The organism is Pseudomonas sp. AC211 (assembly GCF_979258055.1).
The window spans coordinates 4,129,181-4,149,293 of record NZ_OZ409830.1 but is presented as its reverse complement, the minus strand read 5'-3'; the positions used below and the strand labels follow the sequence as shown (position 1 = coordinate 4,149,293).

Annotated in this window: 10 protein-coding genes and 4 pseudogenes; 10 read left to right on the top strand and 4 right to left on the bottom strand. The window is 62.7% G+C overall.

The genetic code is table 11. The annotated features are described in order from the left end of the window. Positions 1-3 precede the first annotated feature (3 nt). Together mdoH and ACZZZP_RS19645 are read right to left on the bottom strand one after the other, a co-directional pair. Positions 4-2,546 (bottom strand): annotated as a pseudogene (mdoH, locus tag ACZZZP_RS19650) (glucans biosynthesis glucosyltransferase MdoH). Then, positions 2,539-4,227 carry a glucan biosynthesis protein G gene (locus ACZZZP_RS19645; RefSeq protein ID WP_463536967.1) on the bottom strand — a complete coding sequence of 563 codons (1,689 nt, stop codon included), beginning with the start codon at positions 4,225-4,227 and terminating at the stop codon, positions 2,539-2,541. Before ACZZZP_RS19645 ends, mdoH begins: the two are co-directional and overlap by 8 nt. A gap of 420 nt (positions 4,228-4,647) precedes the next feature. Here ACZZZP_RS19645 and ACZZZP_RS19640 point away from each other — a divergent pair, with 420 nt between their 5' ends. The 3 genes and pseudogenes from ACZZZP_RS19640 (at position 4,648) to ACZZZP_RS19630 (ending at position 8,442) form a co-directional block, all read left to right on the top strand. Next, positions 4,648-5,220: a (2Fe-2S)-binding protein gene (locus ACZZZP_RS19640; protein ID WP_463383827.1), complete on the top strand. Its 573-nt coding sequence runs from the start codon at positions 4,648-4,650 to the stop codon at positions 5,218-5,220. After that, complete coding sequence (locus ACZZZP_RS19635; RefSeq protein ID WP_463536783.1) at positions 5,217-6,206, top strand: FAD binding domain-containing protein; 990 nt, start codon at positions 5,217-5,219, stop codon at positions 6,204-6,206. Before ACZZZP_RS19640 ends, ACZZZP_RS19635 begins: the two co-directional genes overlap by 4 nt. After that, a pseudogene (locus ACZZZP_RS19630) lies at positions 6,203-8,442 on the top strand (xanthine dehydrogenase family protein molybdopterin-binding subunit). The gene ACZZZP_RS19635 and the pseudogene ACZZZP_RS19630 overlap by 4 nt, the downstream one beginning before the upstream one ends. On the opposite strand, the pseudogene ACZZZP_RS19625 reads toward ACZZZP_RS19630, so the two are convergent. Beyond that, positions 8,420-9,674 (bottom strand): annotated as a pseudogene (locus ACZZZP_RS19625) (MFS transporter). The pseudogenes ACZZZP_RS19630 and ACZZZP_RS19625 sit on opposite strands and share 23 nt — an antisense overlap. 1,341 nt (positions 9,675-11,015) lie before the next feature. Between ACZZZP_RS19625 and ACZZZP_RS19620 the strand changes: the two are divergent. The 6 genes and pseudogenes from ACZZZP_RS19620 to ACZZZP_RS19595 all read left to right on the top strand — a co-directional run bounded on the left by ACZZZP_RS19620 (position 11,016) and on the right by ACZZZP_RS19595 (position 17,808). Further along, a complete protein-coding gene (locus ACZZZP_RS19620; protein WP_122494630.1) occupies positions 11,016-12,449 on the top strand; it encodes a cytochrome ubiquinol oxidase subunit I in 1,434 nt (477 codons plus the stop codon). A 2-nt stretch (positions 12,450-12,451) separates the two neighbouring features. After that, positions 12,452-13,463: pseudogene (cydB, locus tag ACZZZP_RS19615) on the top strand (cytochrome d ubiquinol oxidase subunit II). A 10-nt stretch (positions 13,464-13,473) separates the two neighbouring features. Then, positions 13,474-13,614 (top strand): DUF2474 domain-containing protein, encoded by a 141-nt coding sequence (locus tag ACZZZP_RS19610; protein WP_463383824.1) that lies wholly within the window; start codon positions 13,474-13,476, stop codon positions 13,612-13,614. A gap of 159 nt (positions 13,615-13,773) precedes the next feature. Further along, positions 13,774-14,280, top strand: coding sequence for an RNA polymerase sigma factor (locus tag ACZZZP_RS19605; protein ID WP_463383823.1), 507 nt, complete (start codon positions 13,774-13,776; stop codon positions 14,278-14,280). Beyond that, positions 14,277-15,242: a FecR family protein gene (locus tag ACZZZP_RS19600; protein WP_463536782.1), complete on the top strand. Its 966-nt coding sequence runs from the start codon at positions 14,277-14,279 to the stop codon at positions 15,240-15,242. Before ACZZZP_RS19605 ends, ACZZZP_RS19600 begins: the two co-directional genes overlap by 4 nt. Before the next feature lie 154 nt (positions 15,243-15,396). Further along, positions 15,397-17,808 carry a TonB-dependent siderophore receptor gene (locus ACZZZP_RS19595; RefSeq protein WP_463383821.1) on the top strand — a complete coding sequence of 804 codons (2,412 nt, stop codon included), beginning with the start codon at positions 15,397-15,399 and terminating at the stop codon, positions 17,806-17,808. 205 nt (positions 17,809-18,013) lie between these two features. Here the strand turns inward: ACZZZP_RS19595 and ACZZZP_RS19590 are convergent, their stop codons facing one another. After that, positions 18,014-19,138, bottom strand: a complete 1,125-nt coding sequence (locus ACZZZP_RS19590) for a methyltransferase (protein WP_463536781.1) — start codon at positions 19,136-19,138, stop codon at positions 18,014-18,016. Between the two features lie 172 nt (positions 19,139-19,310). Here ACZZZP_RS19590 and ACZZZP_RS19585 point away from each other — a divergent pair, with 172 nt between their 5' ends. Next, positions 19,311-20,087 (top strand): ferredoxin--NADP reductase, encoded by a 777-nt coding sequence (locus tag ACZZZP_RS19585; RefSeq protein WP_463383820.1) that lies wholly within the window; start codon positions 19,311-19,313, stop codon positions 20,085-20,087. The last annotated feature ends 26 nt before the right edge of the window (positions 20,088-20,113 follow it).

Genomic DNA, 20,113 nt, shown 5'->3' with positions numbered 1-20,113 from the left:
GGATCACGCCAACACCACGTTCCCCACCGCCGGCAGCGGCAACAACGGTGCATGCGGATCCTTGGCAATCGTCTCCCGCCAACTCTCAATCCACTCGCCCGGCTGGTCTTCCCAAACAGCAGCATGCAGCCGCGCCGAGGGCCACCGGGTCACTCAGCAAAGCCATACGCGCCGCGCCGTCCAGCTGTTTTGGCCCAACCTTCAGCGCATGGCGCACCTGCTCCGTGCGTTGCCATTGCAGCGGTTCGGCCTGGCGATGGCGGGCGGTAGCTAGGGCGTAGGCGAGGGCGTTTTGTTTCGGGTCGACCACGGCGTGCACGAAGCCGTTGTGCAGCGCGTGCCAGTTGTTTTCGTGGTTGTACTCATCGGTAGCCACCAGCTCGCGCGGTGGCTGGTATTCCTCGGGAATCAGGAACAGTTGCTCGTCTTTGGCCTTTAAGCCCAAGCCCACGCGACTGGACAACACTGACAGCGGAATCGACAGCATCAGCGACCCCACAATCGGCGCCAGCCACCACAGAAAGCTCGGGTTCAGCCACGCCACCAAGGCCGTCCACACCACGCCGAGCGCGGTTTGCGGGCCATGGCGCAAGCGCCGCCTCGCGCCAGGTGGTGGAACCGTCGTCACGGCTTGGCGAATGCCACGGCTTCCCATCCGAGAAACGCCGCCAGCACAAAACGCGTGTGAAACAGCATGCGCACGGGCGCCAGCAGGATGGAGAAGAGCATTTCCAGCAGCATCGAGGCGGTTACTCGCAGCCGACCGCCGTAGGCTTTGGCGCCCTTGGCCCAGACCAGCACCACGCTCAGCAACTTGGGCAAAAACAGCAGCACCACCGTGGTGGAAAACAGTGCGATGGCTTTTTCCGGATGCCATTGCGGCCACAGCGGATACAGTTGGCGCGGCTCCATAAAGTACTGCGGTTCCATCAGCGTATTGGTCGCCAGCAGCGCGGTGGACAGCAGCAGAAAAAGAACCACAACGGCGCCGACAGGTACGACATCACGCCGGTTAAAAACACCGCGCGGTGCACCGGGTGCATGCCCTTGACCATAAAAAGGCGGAAGTTCATCAGGTTGCCGTGGCACCAGCGCCGATCACGCTTGAGCTCATCGAGCAGGTTGGGCGGCAGCTCTTCGTAACTGCCCGGCAAGTCGTAGGCGATCCACACACCCCAGCCGGCGCGGCGCATCAGCGCGGCTTCGACGAAGTCGTGGGACAGAATCGCCCCGGCAAACGCACCTTGCCAGGCAGCGGCGCCAAGGCGCAGTGCTCGATAAAGGGCTTCATGCGGATGATTGCGTTATGGCCCCAGTAATGCGATTCGCCGAGCTGCCAGAAGTGCAGGCCCGCGGTGAACAGCGGCCCGTAAACGCGGGTGGCGAATTGCTGAATGCGCGCATACAAACTGTTCATGCCCGAGGCACGCGGGGCGGTCTGGATGATGCCGGCGTCTGGCGTGGCTTCCATCAATCGCACCAGGCTGGTCAGGCATTCGCCGCTCATTACGCTGTCGGCATCGAGCACCACCATGTAGCGGTAGTCGCTGCCCCAACGGCGGCAGAAGTCGTCGAGGTTGCCGCTTTTGCGTTTTACCCGACGGCGGCGACGACGGTAGAAGATCCGTCCGAAACCTTGGGTCTCGCGGCACAGGTCGAGCCAGGCCTGTTGTTCGGCGACGGCGATGTCGGCGTCGTTACTGTCGCTGAGCACGAAGAAGTCGAAGTGCGCCAAATCGCCCGTGGCGGCCACCGACTCATACGTAGCCCGCAGCCCGGCAAATACTCGCGCCACGTCTTCGTTGCAAATCGGCATGACGATGGCCGTGCGCGCCTCGGCAGGTATGGGTTCGTTGCCGGCGCTGGCGCCGGAAATGCGGTACTTGTCGCGCCCGGTGAGCAATTCCAGAAAGCCCATCAGCGCGGTCCAGAACCCGGCCGACACCCAACAGAACAAAATGCCGAACAGCAGCAAAATGCTGCCCTGCAAGAAATACGGCAGCACTTGGGTGACCGTTTGCAGAATGGTTTGCTGGCGCACTTCGTCCCATTCAAAAAACGCCCAGCCCTGGTACGGCATGATGCCTTTCATGTACCAACCGGCGACCAGCGTTTGCCCCAACATCAGCACCAACAGAATGTAACGACCGAACAGAACCCACATGCCGCCAGCGCGCCGACGGCAGTTCACGCTTGGCGCGCGCGGCGGATTTTCGCGGCCACGAAGGGTGCGCCAGGCGCGCACCAGCACATTGGTGCGCCAGGGCTCGGGAATCACCCGCGTGCGTTTGATCGGCCGGCGTCGCCTTCAGGCGCACGCGGCCCTCGGCATCGGCGTCGAGCATTTGCGCATCGGTGCTGAGCAACGTCAGCCGTTGCGCCACCGAGGCATGCACCGCCGCTTCGCTATCCGCCACAGGCTGTGCGGCGAGGCGCTGGTGCACGTCCTGCAGCGAAGCGCTGTCGCTGAGCTCGGCGCGCTGCGCTTCGCTCAGCGGCAGATGCGCCAGGTACTCGCGCACGGTGGTGGCGGCTGGCTTATTCATCGGCGGGCAACTGGTTGCTCCAGGTTTCCGTCAGCACTTGCACGGCTGGCGGGGCGGGCGGCACGTCGTTCGCAGGCGCGGCAGCGGGTGTCGCTACGGCGGCGCTGCCATCGCCTGGCGCAGGGGCGGTGGCCGCAGTGGCGGGTGCTGCTGGAGCTGCTGCTGGTGCCGCTGGCGCATGGTCTTCATCCACCGCCGCCGGCACCTCAACAGGCAGATCGCGCACCAAGGCCGCGCGCATTTCCACCGGCTTGTTTGGGTCGACCACTTTGAAGCGCAGCGTCAGGCGCCAGCCCTTGGTTTCAGGGTTATAGCGCACGTTGTTTTCCATCAGCTTGGCGTTGTCGTCCAGGCTGATCTGGCTGCGCACCGGCGCGTCTTCCAGCAGAGCTTTAAGGGCCGGGCCTTCGAAGTCGACCAAAAAGGCGATGCTGCCATCGGGCTCACGAATCAGGTTCGACTGCTTCACATCGCCGGTGGAGCGCAGCGTTTGTTTAACCGACGCCAGCTCCTGCGAGCCCAGCGCTTTTTCATCGCTGCTCCAGTGCAAGCGGTAGCTGAAATCAATCGGCTGGCCGGCCTCGGGCAGCGACTCGGGTTTCCAGAAGGCCACGATGTTGTCGTTGGTTTCATCGGCGGTGGGAATTTCCACCAGGTTGACGGTGCCCTTGCCCCAATCACCCTGCGGCTCAATCCACGCGCTCGGGCGCTGGTCGTAGCGGTCGTCGAGGTCTTCGTAATGGGAGAAGTCGCGACCGCGTTGCAGCAGGCCGAAGCCTTTCGGGTTTTCCACGGCAAAGCTGCTCACGCCCAAGTGCTTGGGATTGTTCAGCGGGCGCCAGATCCATTCATCGTTGCCGGTGTGAATCGACAGGCCGTTGGAGTCGTGCAACTCGCGGCGGTAGTTCAGGGTTTTCGGTGGCTGGTTGGCGCCGAACAAGTACATGCTCGTCAGCGGCGCAACGCCCAACTGCGCCACGTTTTCGCGCAGGTACATGCGGGTTTTCACATCCACCACCGAGTCGGTCCCCGGGCGCAGCACCAAGCGATAAGCGCCAGTGGCGCGCGGCGAATCCAGCAGGGCGTAAATCACCAACTGCTTCTCGCCGGCCTTGGGCCGCTCAATCCAGAATTCAGTGAAATGGGGAAATTCTTCGCCCGAGGGCAACGCCGTATCAATCGCCATGCCGCGCGCCGACAAACCATACGTCTGGTCTTTGCCGATCACGCGGAAATAGCTGGCACCGAGCAGGGTCATGATCTCGTCCTGCTTGTTGGCCTTGTTGATCGGGTACAGCACACGAAAGCCGGCGTAACCCAATTGTTCGGTGGCCTTGGCGTCGAACTTGAGGTCGCCGAAATCGAAACGGCTGGGGTCGTACTTGATTTCGTTCACCGTGGTGGCGGCGACTTCGTTGATCTTCACCGGCGTATTGAAGTGCATGCCCTGGTGATAGAACGACAACTTGAACGGCGTTTTCAGGTTTTGCCACTCGGCTTTTTCGGGGCGGAAGCGGATCTTCTGGTAATCCGCAAACTTCATCTCACTGAACTCGGCCGGCAGGTTGCTTTTGGGCACCACATACTTTTGCGCCGCCAGGTCTTTAGCTTTCTGCGCCACGTCGTCCAGGCTGAACGCCCAGAGCTGTCCGGCAGCCATTAACGACACCAGCGCCGCCATGGTGGTGAGGGAATGGCGCAGTCGTTTGCGCTTACCGGTTGCTGCGTTTGGGATGCTGAAAGTCACCGAGGGCTCCTCGCCGAGATCCATGATTGCCTACCTCGCCGTGGGCGTGACAGGCGGGAAGGCGAGACAAGGTTCCGACTGTGGTTTTTTTCAGATGGTTCCCGGGCGGCGCGTCAAGGACGGGCTTGTGCCGCGTTTGCGGCTTCGGTCGGGCAAAAGCGAAACGCCACAATGCGAGTAATAACGGGGCCTGAAGGCGGTATGGCGTTTTGCTTTTTGGCGCGATGAATGGTCGTCTGCCGAGCGCTTGGGGAAAAAACCTGAACACATCAGTTTTTCGCTCAGTCGTAACCCATAGACGCAGCCAACTGCGCCGCCGCCAACGCGCGGCCCGCCGATTACCGTGAGGCTTCTATGAGTACGACTCTGACTGGCGAAGGCCTGGAACATGAGCGCGAAGACCTGTTCGCGCTGCACACCCTGCGTTTCACCATCAATGGCGAGCAGCGCCGCGTTCAGATACCGGCCTGGACCACGTTGTTGGACATGCTGCGTGAGCAACTGCAACTCACTGGCACCAAAAAAGGCTGCGACCACGGCCAATGTGGTGCGTGCACGGTGTTGCTCGACGGCAAGCGTATCAACAGCTGCTTGACCCTGGCGGTGATGCACGATGGCGCGGAACTGACGACCATTGAAGGCGTGGCCAACGGCGAAGAGCTGCATCCGTTGCAGCGCGCGTTTATCAAGCACGATGCCTTTCAATGCGGCTTCTGTACGCCGGGGCAAATCTGTTCGGCGCTGGCGATGGCCGGTGAAAACCGTGCCCACAGCACCGACGAAATTCGCGAGCAAATGAGCGGCAATCTGTGCCGTTGCGGCGCCTACAACAACATTCTGGCGGCCATCGAAGAAGCGTTGCCGGTGTGTCGCGGTGAGTTGGAAACCAGCGCGCCGGCGTTGATCAAGAAGGGGGACGCGGCATGAGTCCCTTTGCTTATGCGCGGCCCACGGCGCTGGATGAAGCCCTGCGGTTGGCCGGGCCACATGCGCGCTTTATTGCCGGTGGCACCAACCTGCTCGATTTGATGAAAGAGAACGTCGAGCGTCCGCAACGCTTGATCGATATCACCGGCCTGCCGCTGCACGAACTCACCGATACGGTGGACGGCGGCCTGCTGATTGGTGCCTTGGTCAGCAACAGCGACCTCGCCTGGCATCCTCGCGTCGAGCGCGATTATCCGTTGCTGGCGCAGGCGATTCTGGCCGGCGCTTCACCGCAGCTGCGCAACATGGCCACCACCGGCGGCAACCTGCTGCAACGCACGCGCTGCCTGTATTTCTACGACACCGCCACGCCGTGCAATAAGCGCGAGCCGGGTTCCGGTTGCAGCGCGCTAAAGGGCTTGAACCGTAACCACGCCATTCTTGGCGCCAGTGAACACTGCGTGGCGACGCATCCTTCGGACATGTGCGTGGCCCTTGCCGCCTTGCAGGCCAAGGTGCATGTGGCCGGACCGCAAGGCGCGCGGGTGATTGCGTTCGCGGATTTTCATCGCCTGCCGGGTGATGAGCCGCAGCGCGACAACGTGCTGGCGCAGGACGAGCTGATTACCGCCATCGAACTGCCCCCCGCCGGCTTCGCCGCCCACAGCCATTACCTGAAGGTGCGCGACCGTGAGTCGTACGCCTTCGCCTTGGTGTCGGTGGCGGCGGCGCTGGATATCGACGGCCATGTGATCCGCGAGGCGCGTATTGCCTTGGGTGGCGTGGCGCACAAACCGTGGCGCAACCCGGACGCCGAAGCGGCGCTGGTGGGCAAACCGGCGACGCCCGCGAATTTCCGCCTGGCCGCCGATCTGCTCCTCGACGGTGCCAACGGCCTGGGCCGCAACACTTTCAAAATTGAACTGGCGCGCCAGGCTGTGGTGCGTGCCCTCAACGATGCCGCGAAAGCAGGGGAGGCCGCATGAGCGCCACCGTTACAGCCCTTCACACGCCGCTTGAAGCGCCCATGGGCGTGCCGCTGGACCGCGTCGACGGCTACGCCAAAGTCACCGGCGAAGCGCGCTATGCAGCGGATTTTCACACTGCCGAGCTGACGTACGGCTGGGTCGTTTCCAGCCCCATCGCCCATGGCCGTATCGTCGATATCGATGCCCGCGCCGCCTTGGCATTGCCTGGCGTGTTGCTGGTGCTCAGCCACCTGAATCGGCCCGAATTGGCCAGCTACGACGAAGCGTATATGGACGCCGATGCGGGCGACGGCTCGCCGTTCCGTCCGTTCTACAACGACCGCATTCTCTACAGCGGCCAGCCGGTGGCGCTGGTGGTGGCGAAGACACTGGAACAGGCGCGCATGGCCGCCGCCCAGGTGCACGTTGAATACCGCAGCGAGCCCCATCACACCGATCTGCGCGAGCAGTTGGGCAACAGCCACAAAGCCCCCGCCGAGTTGCCCGAACCGCGCGGCGATGTCGACGCGGCGCTGGCGCGCTCCACCGCCCGCGTCGACGTGGAATACGAGACGCCGATCGAGCACCACAACCCCATGGAGCCTCACGCCTCCACCGTGGTGGTGCAGCCCGACGGTGGCCTGCTGATTTACGACAAAACCCAGGGCACGCAAAACTGCCGCACCTTTATCGAGCAAGTGTTCGGCCTGGAGCCGGGCAGCGTGCGAGTGGTGGCACATTACGTGGGCGGCGCCTTTGGTTCCGGCCTGCGTCCGCAATACCAATTGACCTTGGCAGTGATGGCCGCGCTGAAGCTCAAACGCTCAGTGCGTGTGGCCCTGACTCGCCAGCAAATGTTCACCTTTGGCTACCGGCCGCGCACCATCCAACGCTTGAGTCTGGGCGCCGATGCCAACGGCAAGCTGCAAGCCATTCGCCATGAAGCGATTGCGCAAACCGCCAGTTTTGAGGACTTCACCGAGCACTTGGTCGAGTGGTCCGGCATGCTTTATCACTGCGATAACGTGGCGCTCGACTACCACTTGGTGCCGCTGGATGTGTATACGCCGTTGGACATGCGCGCACCGGGCGCGCCACGGGCGTGTTGGCACTGGAATGCGCGATAGACGAATTGGCCTACGCCGCCAACGTCTGCCCGCTGAAGTTGCGCATCGAGAACTATAGCGACCGCAACCAGAACGAAGACAAACCCTACTCAAGCAAGGCCCTGCGTGAGTGCTACAGCGAAGGTGCCGAACGCTTCGGCTGGGCCAGACGTTCGCCCGAGCCGCGCAGCATGCGCGACGGCAACGACTTGCTCGGCTGGGGCGTGGCCACGGGCGTGTGGGAAGCCATGCAACAGAAAGCCAGTGCCCGCGTCGTGCTCGACGTTCACGGGCGCCTGCACGTCAGCAGCGCCGTGACGGACATCGGCACCGGCACCTACACCGCGCTCACGCAAATTGCAGCCGCCGCCATGGGGCTGGACACCGATGAGGTGGCCGTGTTGATCGGCGACTCCAGCCTGCCCACCTCGCCGCTGCAAGGCGGCTCGTTCACCATTTCCTCGGTCGGCAGCGCTGTGCAGCAAGCCTGTAGCGCCTTGCAAAAGCAACTGCTGGAAGCGGCGCAACAACTCGATGATTCGCCGTTCGCCGAGGCCACTCGCGAGCAGGTGGAATTTGTTGACGGCGCCTTGCGTCTGAAAGCGAACCCGAGCAAGCAGGTGGCCTTGGGCGAAATCGTTCGCGGCAGCGGCAGCGGGCATATCGAGGCCCATGTCGACGCTGAACCCGACCAAGAGAAGCGCGACCCCTACGCCACCGCCACCCATTCGGCGGTGTTCGTGGAAGTGCGCGTTGACGAAGCGTTGGGCAAGGTGCGGGTTAGCCGCGTGGTCAGTGCGATTGCGGCCGGGCGCGTGGTGAATCCGAAAACCGCCCGCAGCCAGATTCTCGGCGGCCTGGTGTGGGGCATTGGCATGGCGTTGCAGGAAGAGACGCAAATCGACCACAACCTGGGCCGCTACATGAACCACAACCTGGCCGAATACCACGTGCCGGTGCATGCCGACATGGGCGATATCGATGTGATTTTTGTCGACGAGCCCGACACCATCGTCAACGCCCTAGGCTCGAAAGGTGTCGGGGAAATTGGCCTGGTGGGCGTCGGCGCGGCGATTGCCAACGCCGTGTATCACGCCACCGGCAAGCGCATTCGGGAATTCCCGATTACGGTGGAGAAGGTTTTGTAGCCTCGGCCGGTTCCGGCGCGCTGAGGGTTTCGCGGTTGGCCAGGGTGGGGAACAGCTTGTACCAAGTGCCGGTAATCAACAGCGTGCCGACCCCGCCCATGACCACCGCGTTAACCGTGCCGAACCAATGGGCGGTGAGGCCGGACTCGAACTCGCCGAGCTGATTGGACGCGCCGATAAACAAGCCATTCACCGCACTGACGCGGCCGCGCATGGCATCGGGTGTTTCCAACTGCACGAACGCGCCGCGAATGACCATGCTGATCATGTCGGCCGCACCGAGAATCACCAGCACCAGCAGCGAAAACCACAACGACGTCGACAGCCCAAAAGCGATAGTGGCCACGCCAAACACGCCGACCGCAATAAACATCACGCGGCCCACCTTGCGCTTGATCGGAAAGCGCGCAATCCAGAACGCCATCAATAGCGCGCCCACCGCTGGCGCCGAACGCAGCATGCCCAGGCCCCACGGGCCGGTGAGCAGAATGTCCTTGGCGAACACCGGCAACAGCGCCGTAGCGCCGCCCAGCAGCACCGCGAACAAATCCAGCGAAATGGCGCCGAAAATATCCGGGCGACTGCGAACAAAGCGAATGCCCGCCAACAGCGATTGCATCGACGGCCGCTCCTGACTGAGCTTGGCCTGATTCTTCGGCAGGCTCAGCATCAACCCGCACGCCAGCACATACAGCGCCGTGGTGGGGGCATACACCCAGATACTGCCAAACGCATACAGAAAGCCGCCCAGCGCCGGGGCGACGATAGTGGCCGTTTGAATCGCCGACGAAGACGCCGCAATGGCCGCCGGAAACAACGCCGCCGGCACCAGACTCGGCAACAACGCTTGGGTGGCCGGCATCTCAAAGGCACGGGTACTGCCGAGCAGGAAAGCCAATACAAAAATCATCTCGCGCGTGACATCGCCGCTGGCGCTGCCCAGCACCAGAGCGAGGGCGATCACCGCCTGACAACCCTGACAAAACGCCGCCACCTTGCGCCGGTCGTAGCGGTCCGCCACGTGGCCGGTGTGCAACATAAACAGCACGCGCGGCAAGAACTCCACCAATGCCGACCCAACCCAGGTCCATGACGCTGCCGGTGAGCTGATACATATGCCAACCGATAGCGACCGTGAGCATTTGAAAACCACTCGCCGTGAATACGCGGGCGAGCCAGAACGTGAGGAACGGAACGTGATGACGCAAGAGCACGGGCGTGGTGGTGGACATAGTTCATCTGGGGAATTGGGGCGGCGAGGGCAGAGGCTAGCATGGGGGCGGTTGGCGGTGACCATGAAGCGGCCAGTGATCGCCCGGTTTTTTTCGGGGGGATTGGTGAAGCAACGGCCCCTCACCCCCAGCCCCTCTCCCGCGAGCGGGCGAGGGGAGGCGTACCTCGTTCGCCGGACTGACGCGTTGAACCCCCTCTCCCGCTTGCGGGAGAGGGTTGGGGAGAGGGGCGGTTGATCGACGCTTTTGATCTGGCTCGTGATCTACCCGCCCCATTCATCGCAGGCCGAGTGGAGTCGACGTGTAGGGGGTTGAGCGGCCGGGAGCCGCGAAAGGCGTGTCGGGCCAAGGATGGCCCGTCTCGCCGGCCCCCGTAGCGGCGATGGAGGGAGGGAAGTCGAAGCGCAGCGTAGACCCAAGGTAGGGGCAAGCTTTTTGCTTACTTTTTCAGCGACTGGAAAAAGTGAGTCGCGCGTAAGGCGCGAAACAAAACGTTCAGCACACGCGGTAATGAATACCTCTGCACATCCACCGTGCAAGGCTTGAGATTCTGGATCCCCGCCTGCGCGGGGATGACGGTGGGCTGGTTGAAACGCGCGTAAGGCGCGAAACAAAACGTTCAGCACACGCGGTAATGAATACCTCTGCACATCCGCCGTGCAAGGCTTGAGATTCTGGATCCCCGCCTGCGCGGGGATGACGGTGGGCTGGTTGAAACGCGCGTAAGGCGCGAAACAAAACGTTCAGCACACGCGGTAATGAATACCTCTGCACATCCACCGTGCAAGGCTTGAGATTCTGGATCCCCGCCTGCGCGGGGATGACGGTGGGCTGGTTGAAACGCGCGTAAGGCGCGAAACAAAACGTTCAGCACACGCGGTAATGAATACCTCTGCACATCCACTGCAAGGCTTGAGATTCTGGATCCCCGCCTGCGCGGGGATGACGGTGGACTGGTTGAAGCGCGCAAAAGGCGCGAAACAAAACGTTCAGTACACGCGGTAATGAATACGAGGGGCCAGCTTGGGCGTACGGCTGGAGACTCTGGATCCCTAATCGTCGGACCGCCGCGTTCGCGAGGATGACGGGAGGAGGGGCCGGATAGGCCGTTTTAACTATCAAAAAACCTTCGCGCGACAATCCACCGCATCAGCCCTCAACCCGCAAAAGCGTTAGGCTTTGACCCATATCAGCACGCCGTTTATTAGAGCGTGCAGGGCCAAACCGCCCATCCCGTAACACGCCGCCCTAACAATAATTTCCTGAACCGATCGCAAATTTTCGGGGCTAACGAGAAGCCCCCACGAACGCGCGATAACTGATTTCTGACGAGGAATATCCATGTTTGGCTTAGAGGCGCTGGATCTGGCCCGAATGCAGTTCGCGTTCACCATTTCCTTTCACATCATCTTCCCCGCCATCACCATCGGCCTGGCCAGCTACCTGGCTGTGCTCGAAGGGCTGTGGCTGAAGACCCGCGACGAAACCTACCGCGACCTGTACCACTTCTGGTCGAAAATCTTCGCCGTTAACTTCGGTATGGGCGTGGTATCGGGCCTGGTGATGGCTTATCAATTCGGCACCAACTGGAGCGGTTTTTCCGATTTTGCCGGCGCCATTACCGGGCCGCTGCTCACCTATGAGGTGCTCACGGCGTTCTTCCTCGAAGCCGGTTTCCTCGGCGTGATGCTGTTTGGCTGGAACCGCGTGGGCCCCGGTTTGCACTTTTTCTCCACCGTTATGGTGGCCATCGGTACGTTGATTTCCACCTTCTGGATTCTCGCGTCCAACAGCTGGATGCACACCCCGCAAGGCTTCGACATTGTCGACGGGCGCGTGGTGCCGCTGGACTGGTTCGCGGTGATTTTTAACCCGTCGTTTCCGTACCGCCTGATTCATATGTCCATCGCGGCCTTCCTGGCCACGGCGTTTTTTGTCGGCTCGTCGGCGGCCTGGCATTTGCTGCGCGGGCGCGGCAACCCGGCGATTCGGCGCATGTTGTCGATGGCCATGTGGATGGCGTTGATCGTGGCGCCAATCCAGATGGTGGTCGGCGATTTCCATGGCCTGAACACGCTTAAACACCAGCCGGCGAAAATCGCTGCCATCGAAGGCCATTGGGAAAACGTCGGCAACGAACCGACGCCGTTGATCCTGTTTGGCTGGCCCGACATGAAGGCGGAGAAAACCCGTTTCGCCGTCGAAATTCCGTACATGGGCAGCCTGATTCTGACCCACAGCCTGGACAAACAAGTGCCGGCGCTGAAGGAGTTCAAGGCTGAAGACCGGCCCAACTCCACCATCGTGTTCTGGACGTTTCGCATCATGGTCGCGCTCGGGCTGCTGATGCTGCTGACCGGGGTGTGGAGTCTGTGGCTGCGGTTTCGCGGTCGGCTGTACGAGTCCAAGCCGTTTCTGTACCTGGCCTTGTGGATGGGGCCGTCCGGCGTCATTGCCATTCTGGCTGGCTGGTTTACCACGGAGGTCGGCCGCCAGCCGTGGGTGGTGTACGGCCTGATGCGCACGGCCGATGCGTCGTCCAACCACAGCTTCGCGCAAATGAGCCTGACCCTGATTCTCTTCGTGGTGGTGTACTTCGCTCTGTTTGGCGCGGGGTTCGGCTACATGATGCGCCTGGTGCGCAAAGGCCCGATCACCGACGAAGGCCGCGAGCCACGCGAAGGCGGGCCGGGGACCAAACGGACACCGGCGCGGCCGTTGTCGGCGCCGGGCGAAGGCCTGGAAACTGACCAGAACCTGGGCAGAGGTAACTGAGTATGGGCGGTATCGATCTTTCGTTGATCTGGGCGGTCATCATCGTCTTCGGCATCATGATGTACGTGGTCATGGACGGCTTCGACCTGGGCATCGGCATCCTCTTCCCGTTTGTGAAAGACGACGGCGAACGGGACATCATGATGAACACCGTGGCGCCGGTTTGGGACGGTAATGAGACCTGGCTGGTGCTGGGCGGCGCGGGCCTGTTCGGCGCCTTTCCGCTGGCCTATTCGGTGGTGCTCAGCGCCTTGTATCTGCCGCTGATCTTTATGCTGCTGGGCCTGATCTTTCGCGGCGTGGCGTTCGAGTTCCGCTTCAAAGCCAAAGAGCACAAGCGCCATCTGTGGGACAAAGCCTTTATTGGCGGCCTCGCTAACCGCCACGTTCTTTCAGGGCGTGGCGCTGGGGGCGTATATCGACGGCTTGCCCGTGGTTAACCGCACGTATGCCGGCGGCTCGCTGGATTGGTTGGCGCCGTTCCCGTTGTTCTGCGGCGTGGCGCTGATTGCCGCTTACGCGCTGCTGGGCTGCACCTGGCTGATCATGAAAACCGAAGGCCGTTTGCAAAAGCAGATGCACGACATGGCGCGGCCCTTGGCGTTTGTGCTGCTGGGCGTGACCGGCGTGGTCAGCTTGTGGACGCCATTGGCCCATAGCGAAATCGCCGAGCGCTGGTTCAGCCTGCCAAACCTGTTCTATTTCCTGCCGGTTCCGGTGCTGGTGCTGGTGACCTTCGTCGCCCTGCTGCGCGCCGTGGAGCGCAACCGCAACTACGTGCCGTTCCTGCTGACGCTGGTGCTGATTTTCCTCGGCTACAGCGGCTTGGGCATCAGCTTGTGGCCGAACATCATTCCGCCGTCAGTGAGCATCTGGCAGGCCGCGTCGCCGCCGTCGAGCCAAGGCTTCATTCTGGTCGGGGCGCTGTTCATCATCCCGTTCATCCTGATGTACACCGCGTGGAGCTACTACGTGTTCCGCGGCAAGGTGACACCGGATCAGGGCTACCACTAGGGGCGCAGCGATGGAAACCAGCGACAAACAACCCTTCTGGAAACGCCTCGGCTGGCTGGTCCTCATCTGGACCGCCAGCGTGCTGGCCTTGGGCGTGGTGTCGTATTTGCTGCGCCTGTTCATGCAGGCCGCGGGCATGAGTACGCCGTAGGGCGAGGCCGGCGTTAAACAAACGCATCCCCTGTAGGAGAGGCTTTAGCCTCGAGCGTTTGATCTCCAGCGCCGCACTGCCTTCTCGCCATTACTCGCATTTGAAATCAATTCTCAACAAAGGTATGTTGCGCTTCCCTCGTTTCAGCCGGAAGCCGCCGTGCCTTCGCCTCTCGACCCTCACTCTGCGGACGACCCGTTCCAGCGCCATGCCGGCGAGCTGCTGCGTTTTTTCCAGCGGCAGTTGAAGTGCGCCGAGTTGGCGGCCGATTTGCGCCAGGAGGCCTGGTTGCGTTTCAGCCGCCGCGAGCCAACGGAGGAAATCGGCAACCTGCGGGCGTTTTTGTACCGCATCGCGCGCAATTTGATCATCGACCACCACCGTCAGCAGGAAGCTCGTCCGACTCAGGAAGCCATGGACGATCAGCTGGAGTCCGAGCTGCCCGGTCCCGAGCGCATTGCCAGCGGCGCGCAAGGCGTGAGCCGTATGCAGAACGTGCTCGACGGTTTGCCCGAGCACTTGCGCCAGGCGCTGCTGTGGAATCGGCTCGACGGCTTGACCCAGCGTGAAATCGGCGAGCGCCTCGGTGTCTCGGAAAGCATGGCCGGACGCTATATCCTCAAGGCCCTCGAAACCTGTCAGCAGCACATGGACGCCGGCCAATGACACACACCCAACCCGCCACCGATTTGCCCTTGGCGCAAGCGCGCGAATGGCAAGTGCTGCTGCATTCCGGGCGCGCGACGGCGGCGGACCATGCACGGCTTGATGCCTGGCGGGTGGCGTCGCAGCAGAACGCCGAGGCCATGCAGCAGGTGGAAAGTCTGTGGTCGCTGCTCGGCGAAGTGTCGCGCCCGGCGCCGGCCATGAACGTGGTCAAGGTGAAACGGGCCCATCGCGCGGCGCGCTGGGGTGTGCCGCTGGCCGCAGCCGCCGCGTTGCTGCTGGCGGTGTGGCTGCCCCAAGGCACTTGGGTCGGCCTGTACGCCGATTACCACACCCAGCCTGGCGAGGTGCGCGAGGTGCGCTTGAGCGATGGCTCGGTGCTCACGCTCAACGGTGACACGGCGCTGGACTGGTCGGTAACCGAGGGCCGCCGCGAGGTGAAGTTGTATCGCGGCGAAGCGGATTTCCAGGTCGCCCGTGACGCCACCCAGCCGTTCTTCGTGCTCGCCGGCCCGGCGCAGATTCGCGTCACCGGCACCCGGTTCGACGTCCACTACAGCGGCGACAAGCAGGTTCAACTGGCCGTCAGTCAGGGCCAGGTGCACGTCAGTGACGGCAACCAGCCCGCGCAGTTTGTGAACGCGCACCAACAGATCGCCTGGCGCAACGGCGCACTGCAAACTCTCGAACCGCTGGACGAAGCACAACGTCTGGCCTGGCAACGGGGGCGGCTGGTGTTCCGTTCGCAGCCGCTGGTGGAGGTGTTCGCCCAATTGCAACGGGTGCAAGGCGAGCGCGTGCTGCTTCTGGACGACGCGGCGCGGCGCCTGCAAGTGACCGGCGTTTTCGCCAGCGCCGACCCAAACGCGCTGCTGCGTGCCATCGAAAGCAATTTGCCGGTGCGCCTCACGCGTCTGCCGGGGCTGTTGCTGGTGTCTTCACGCGAGCCGGCGGCCGAGTAAATTCCGGGCCTGCGCGACGGCGCGAAAAATAATCGAAAAAAAAATGGCGGCGTCGGTTCAGAAAGCTCGCGCGCTTACGTCTTCTGTTTCTGCAAATGCGAAGTTCTCGCAAAAGAGAACGGAAGCAACAGACCCGGCAGAACAGGACATCACCATGGGCCGCAAGCCACCGCGCGTTTTTCACTCTTTCCTGGCCATTCCGTTGGCCTGCGCCAGCTGGGCCGCGTCGGCCGTCGAACTGAACGTGCCGGCGCAAAGCCTGGAAGCGGCGCTTACCGATTTCGCTGAACAGGCCAACGTGCGCCTGCTCTACGACGCCGGCCTCACGCGCAGCCAGCAGGCGCCGGCGCTACAGGGTGATTACTCGGTGGCAGACGGTCTGCAACGGTTGCTGCAAGGTTCTGGCCTGACTTACCGCATCGATGCCGACGGCACCGTGAGCGTGCAGCCGATTCCGGCAGAAACCGGCGCGGTCGAGCTGGACGTAACCAACGTCAATAGCGTGGCCGATGGCCGCCGCGACCTGCCGGAAACCTACGCTGGCGGCGACGTGGCCCGTGGCGCGCGCGTCGGTGTGCTGGGCAATCAAGACATGCAAGACGTGCCCTTCAGCGTGTCGAGCTACACCAGCCAACTGATCGAAAACCGCCAGGCCCAAAGCCTGGGCGAGGTGATGGACAGCGACCCGGCGGTGCGTCAGTCCTATGGCTTCGGCAACTTCTCGCAAGTGTTCGTGATCCGTGGCCTGCAGCTGTATTCCGACGACATTTCGCTGAACGGTTTGTACGGCGTTCTGCCGCGCCAGATTATTTCCACTGAAGCGGTGGAACGGGTGGAAGTGTTCAAAGGCTCGAACGCCTTTCTCAACGGCGTGTCGCCCGGCGGTAGCGGCGTGGGCGGCGGTATCAATATCGTTTCCAAGCACGCCGAAGACACGCCCAACCGCAGCGCCACGCTGGATTACGGCAGCAGCGACCGCGTCGGTGGCAGCTTCGATCTGGGCCAGCGTTTCGGCGAAGACAATAAATTCGGCGTGCGCGTGAACATGGCCAAGCGCGATGGCGAAACGGCGGTAGACGACGAGCACCAACACTTCAGCCTGGTGGCGTTTGGCCTGGACTACCGGGGCGAGCGGCTGCGTGTATCGACCGACTTTGGCTATCAGAAACAGCGCGTCAACGAAGGCCGCTCGGTGGTTTACCTCACGCCCGCCTCGCTAAGTAAAACCCCGAAAGTGCCAGACGCCGACCACAACTACTCCCAGCCCTGGGCGTATTCGCAGATGGAAGACACCTTCGGCATGGCCACGGTCGAATTCGACCTCAACGACACCTGGACCCTCTACGGCGCCGCTGGCGGCAAGTACACCCGCGAGAACGGCGTGTACTCGTCGCTGTACGTCAGCAGCCTGGATGGCACCGGACGAGTCGGGCGCTTGTACGCCCCGCGCGATGAAGAAAGCCGCAGCGCCCTTGGCGGTTTGCGCGGCACGTTCGACACCGGGCCGGTCAGCCATAAGCTCAATTTCGGCTTGAGCGGCAACTGGCGGGAATGGCGTAGCGCGAATGAGTCGACGTCTGAAGCCAATCGCTTGCCGGGCAATCTCTACGACCCTTTCGACAGTCCCATACCACGCGCCACGATCAACGGCGATATTCACGACCCACGCAAGACCGGATCCTCAATCGCCCGCAGCGCCGCCATTTCCGACACCTTGGGTTTCTTTGACGAGCGCGTATTGTTCACCCTCGGCATTCGTCGTCAGCAGATCGTCACCAGCGCCTGGAACGCCCGCACCGGTGTGCGCAGCTCGGACTACGACCAAAGCATCAACACGCCCGTGTATGGCCTGGTGATCAAGCCCACGGAGTACCTGTCGTTCTACGCGAACCGCATCGAAGGACTCTCGCCGGGGCAGGTGAGCACGGCAGCGGGAAACCGTGGCGAGATGTTCCCGCCGTATCGTTCGAAGCAAATCGAAGCGGGCGTGAAGCTCGACTGGCAAACCTTCGGTGCCAGTTTCGGCGTGTACCGCATCGAGCAGCCGCAGCTGGTGACCGTCAACAACGTCTCCAGCGTGGATGCCGAGCAGCGCAACCGCGGCGTTGAATTGAGCGTATTCGGCGAACCGCTGCCGGGCTTACGCCTGTTGGCGGGCGGTACGTGGGTGGACACCGAACTGCGCGGCACGGTGGCCAGCGTCGGCACACCGGCACGCACCGTGCGCGGCGTGAACGACGGCAACCGCGCCGTGGGCGTCCCCAACTTCCAATACAACCTGAGCGCCGACTGGGACGTGCCGGGCGTGCAAGGCCTGGCCGTCAATGGCCTGTTGCTGCGCACTGGCGGGCAATACTACGACTCGGCCAACGACCTGAGCATTCCCGCCTGGACCCGCATCGACCTGGGGGCGCGTTATGCCTTCAAGCTGGATGAGCGCGATATCACCTTGCGCGCCGGGATGGAGAACGTGGCGAATAAGGATTATTGGGAATCGGCTAATGGCGGGTACTTGACCCAGGGCGCGCCGAGGACGGTGAAGGTGTCGGCTACGGTGGATTTTTGAAGGGGGAGGGTGTTGAGGTTTGATTCGAGTTTGGTGCTCGGCTGACGATTCTGGATTCCGAATCGTCGGACCGCCGCCTTCGCGGGAATGACGGTGTTTTGGTTCGACGAGATGAGTCACTGCGCACGGCCCCACCCACCGTCATTCCCGCGCAGGCGGGAATCCAGAGTGCCGCGTCGGACTCGGTCCTCACCCAAACGGCAACCTACTTAACCCCCTTCAACACCACAAACTTCGGATTAGCCGCCACCTGCTCAACCCCCCGAAACAGCCGCTTCAACTTGGCGTGATACCCCAGGTGCCGATTCCCCACAATCCACAACTCACCCCCCGTCACCAACGCCGCCCGCGCCTGCTGAAACATGCGCCACGCGAGAAAATCACCGACCACCTGCTGCTGATGAAACGGCGGATTGCATAGCACGATATCCAGCGAATCTTCTTCCTGCTCGGCCAACCCATCATCGGCACGAATCGTCACCGCCCGGTCGCCCAGCGCCGCCTGCCACTTCTCGGCGGCCGATTGCACGGCCATGTACGACTCATCCACCAGCGTCAGCTGCGCATCCGGATTGGCCAGGGCGCAGGCGATGCCGAGCACGCCGTTGCCGCAGCCCAGGTCAGCCACGCGGGCGCTGCCGATGTTTTTTGGCAGGTGCGGGAGGAAGGCGCGGGTGCCGATGTCCAGGCCTTCGCGGCAGAACACGTTGGCGTGGTTGAGCAGCTCCAGGCGCGGCGAATCGAGCAGATAACGGCTGGGGTAGGGCGATGCGACCGGGGCTTTATGCGTCGGCGTTACCAGCAGCAGGCGTGCCTTTTTTACCGCCAGCGAGGCCTGTACTGGACCGACGTATTGCTCCAGCAAATCGCCAGCGCTGCGTGGCAAGTGCTTGACCATGCCGGCTGCCACCACCTGTGCGCCGGGGGCGAGTTGGCCGTGCAGGCGGATCAGCTGTTCTTCCAGCAGTGCCAGGGTTTTGGGGATGCGGATCAGCACCCAGTCGAACGGCCCTTGCACGGTTTGGCTGGCCGGCACGAATGGCACGCTGTCGGCCGGCAATCCGTTACACGCCAGGTTATTGCGCAGCGCCAGCGCACCGAGGTGCGAGTCGCCGCTGCTGATGATCTGCGCCTTGCCCGCCAAGCTCGCCGCTAATGCACCAAAGCTGTCATTGAGCAGCAGCACGCGCGCCTCGGGCGCCAGACCCTGCTCGGCGAGGTGGTTGAGCAGGTATTCGTCCGCCGCGTCGAACGCCTGCAACGGATCGTCGCGCTGCGGCGGCTGGCGGAACAGGTCGAGAGAAGCGAAGGGCGTGGTGAAAACAGGCATGGCGCGAACCGCTGAAGAGCAAGGGCGGCAATGATGGCGGATGTGCTCGATGCTGCAAAGTGGCGCGAGCCGGGCGCGCCGTTTGGCCGGCTAAAACCCCATGCTTTGCAGGTATTGCCGCGCCGCACTTTGCGCGACACTTGGGCCATCGGCTTTGAAAGGATGTGTGCGTATGACCGCTAGCGACGACAAGTTCACCCGCGAAACCTTGCTGGACGTGCGGCCCTGGTCGCCCACCCTGTTCAGCCTGCGTTGCACCCGCGACGCCGGCTTTCGCTTCCGCGCCGGGCAGTTCGCACGCCTGGGCGTGCAGAAGGCCGATGGCAGCGTGGTGTGGCGCGCCTATTCAATGCTCTCGGCGCCCCATGACGAACACTTGGAGTTCTTCTCCATCGTGGTGCCGGGCGGGGAATTCACCAGCGAGCTGAGCCGCTTGCAGGTTGGCGACGAATTGCTGGTGGAGCGTCAGGCGGTGGGCTATCTGACCCTCGACCGTTTCGTCGATGGCCGCGATTTGTGGCTGATCGGCACCGGCACCGGGTTGGCGCCGTTTCTGTCGATTCTGCAAGACTTCGAGGTGTGGCAGCGCTTCGAGCGCGTGGTGCTGGTGTACAGCGCCCGCAGCAGAACCGAGTTGGCTTATCAGGACATGATCGCCGGCCTGATGCAGCGCGATTACCTGGCCGAATACGCTGACAAGTTTGTTTACGTGCCCATTGTTACCCGCGAAGCAGTGCCCGGCGCGCTGCATGGCCGGGTCACCGGATTGATCGCCAATGGCGAACTGGAAAAAGCGGCCGGGCTTGAACTGACGCCGGAGCATTCACGGGTGATGCTGTGCGGCAACCCGCAAATGATCGACGACTGCCGCGCCGTGCTGAAGACCCGCGACATGCAACTGAGCCTGACCCGCCGGCCAGGCGCGGTGGCGGTGGAGAATTATTGGTAACTGTGGGAGCGGCCGGGCGGCGATCC

Excerpts from the sequence above, each read along its gene's own strand:
- ACZZZP_RS19645 (WP_463536967.1), bottom strand. The coding sequence starts at position 4,227 with ATGGCGGCGCTGGTGTCGTTAATGGCTGCCGGACAGCTCTGGGCGTTC.
- ACZZZP_RS19640 (WP_463383827.1), top strand. The coding sequence starts at position 4,648 with ATGAGTACGACTCTGACTGGCGAAGGCCTGGAACATGAGCGCGAAGAC.
- ACZZZP_RS19635 (WP_463536783.1), top strand. The coding sequence starts at position 5,217 with ATGAGTCCCTTTGCTTATGCGCGGCCCACGGCGCTGGATGAAGCCCTG.
- ACZZZP_RS19620 (WP_122494630.1), top strand. The coding sequence starts at position 11,016 with ATGTTTGGCTTAGAGGCGCTGGATCTGGCCCGAATGCAGTTCGCGTTC.
- ACZZZP_RS19610 (WP_463383824.1), top strand. The coding sequence starts at position 13,474 with ATGGAAACCAGCGACAAACAACCCTTCTGGAAACGCCTCGGCTGGCTG.
- ACZZZP_RS19600 (WP_463536782.1), top strand. The coding sequence starts at position 14,277 with ATGACACACACCCAACCCGCCACCGATTTGCCCTTGGCGCAAGCGCGC.
- ACZZZP_RS19595 (WP_463383821.1), top strand. The coding sequence starts at position 15,397 with ATGGGCCGCAAGCCACCGCGCGTTTTTCACTCTTTCCTGGCCATTCCG.
- ACZZZP_RS19590 (WP_463536781.1), bottom strand. The coding sequence starts at position 19,138 with ATGCCTGTTTTCACCACGCCCTTCGCTTCTCTCGACCTGTTCCGCCAG.
- ACZZZP_RS19585 (WP_463383820.1), top strand. The coding sequence starts at position 19,311 with ATGACCGCTAGCGACGACAAGTTCACCCGCGAAACCTTGCTGGACGTG.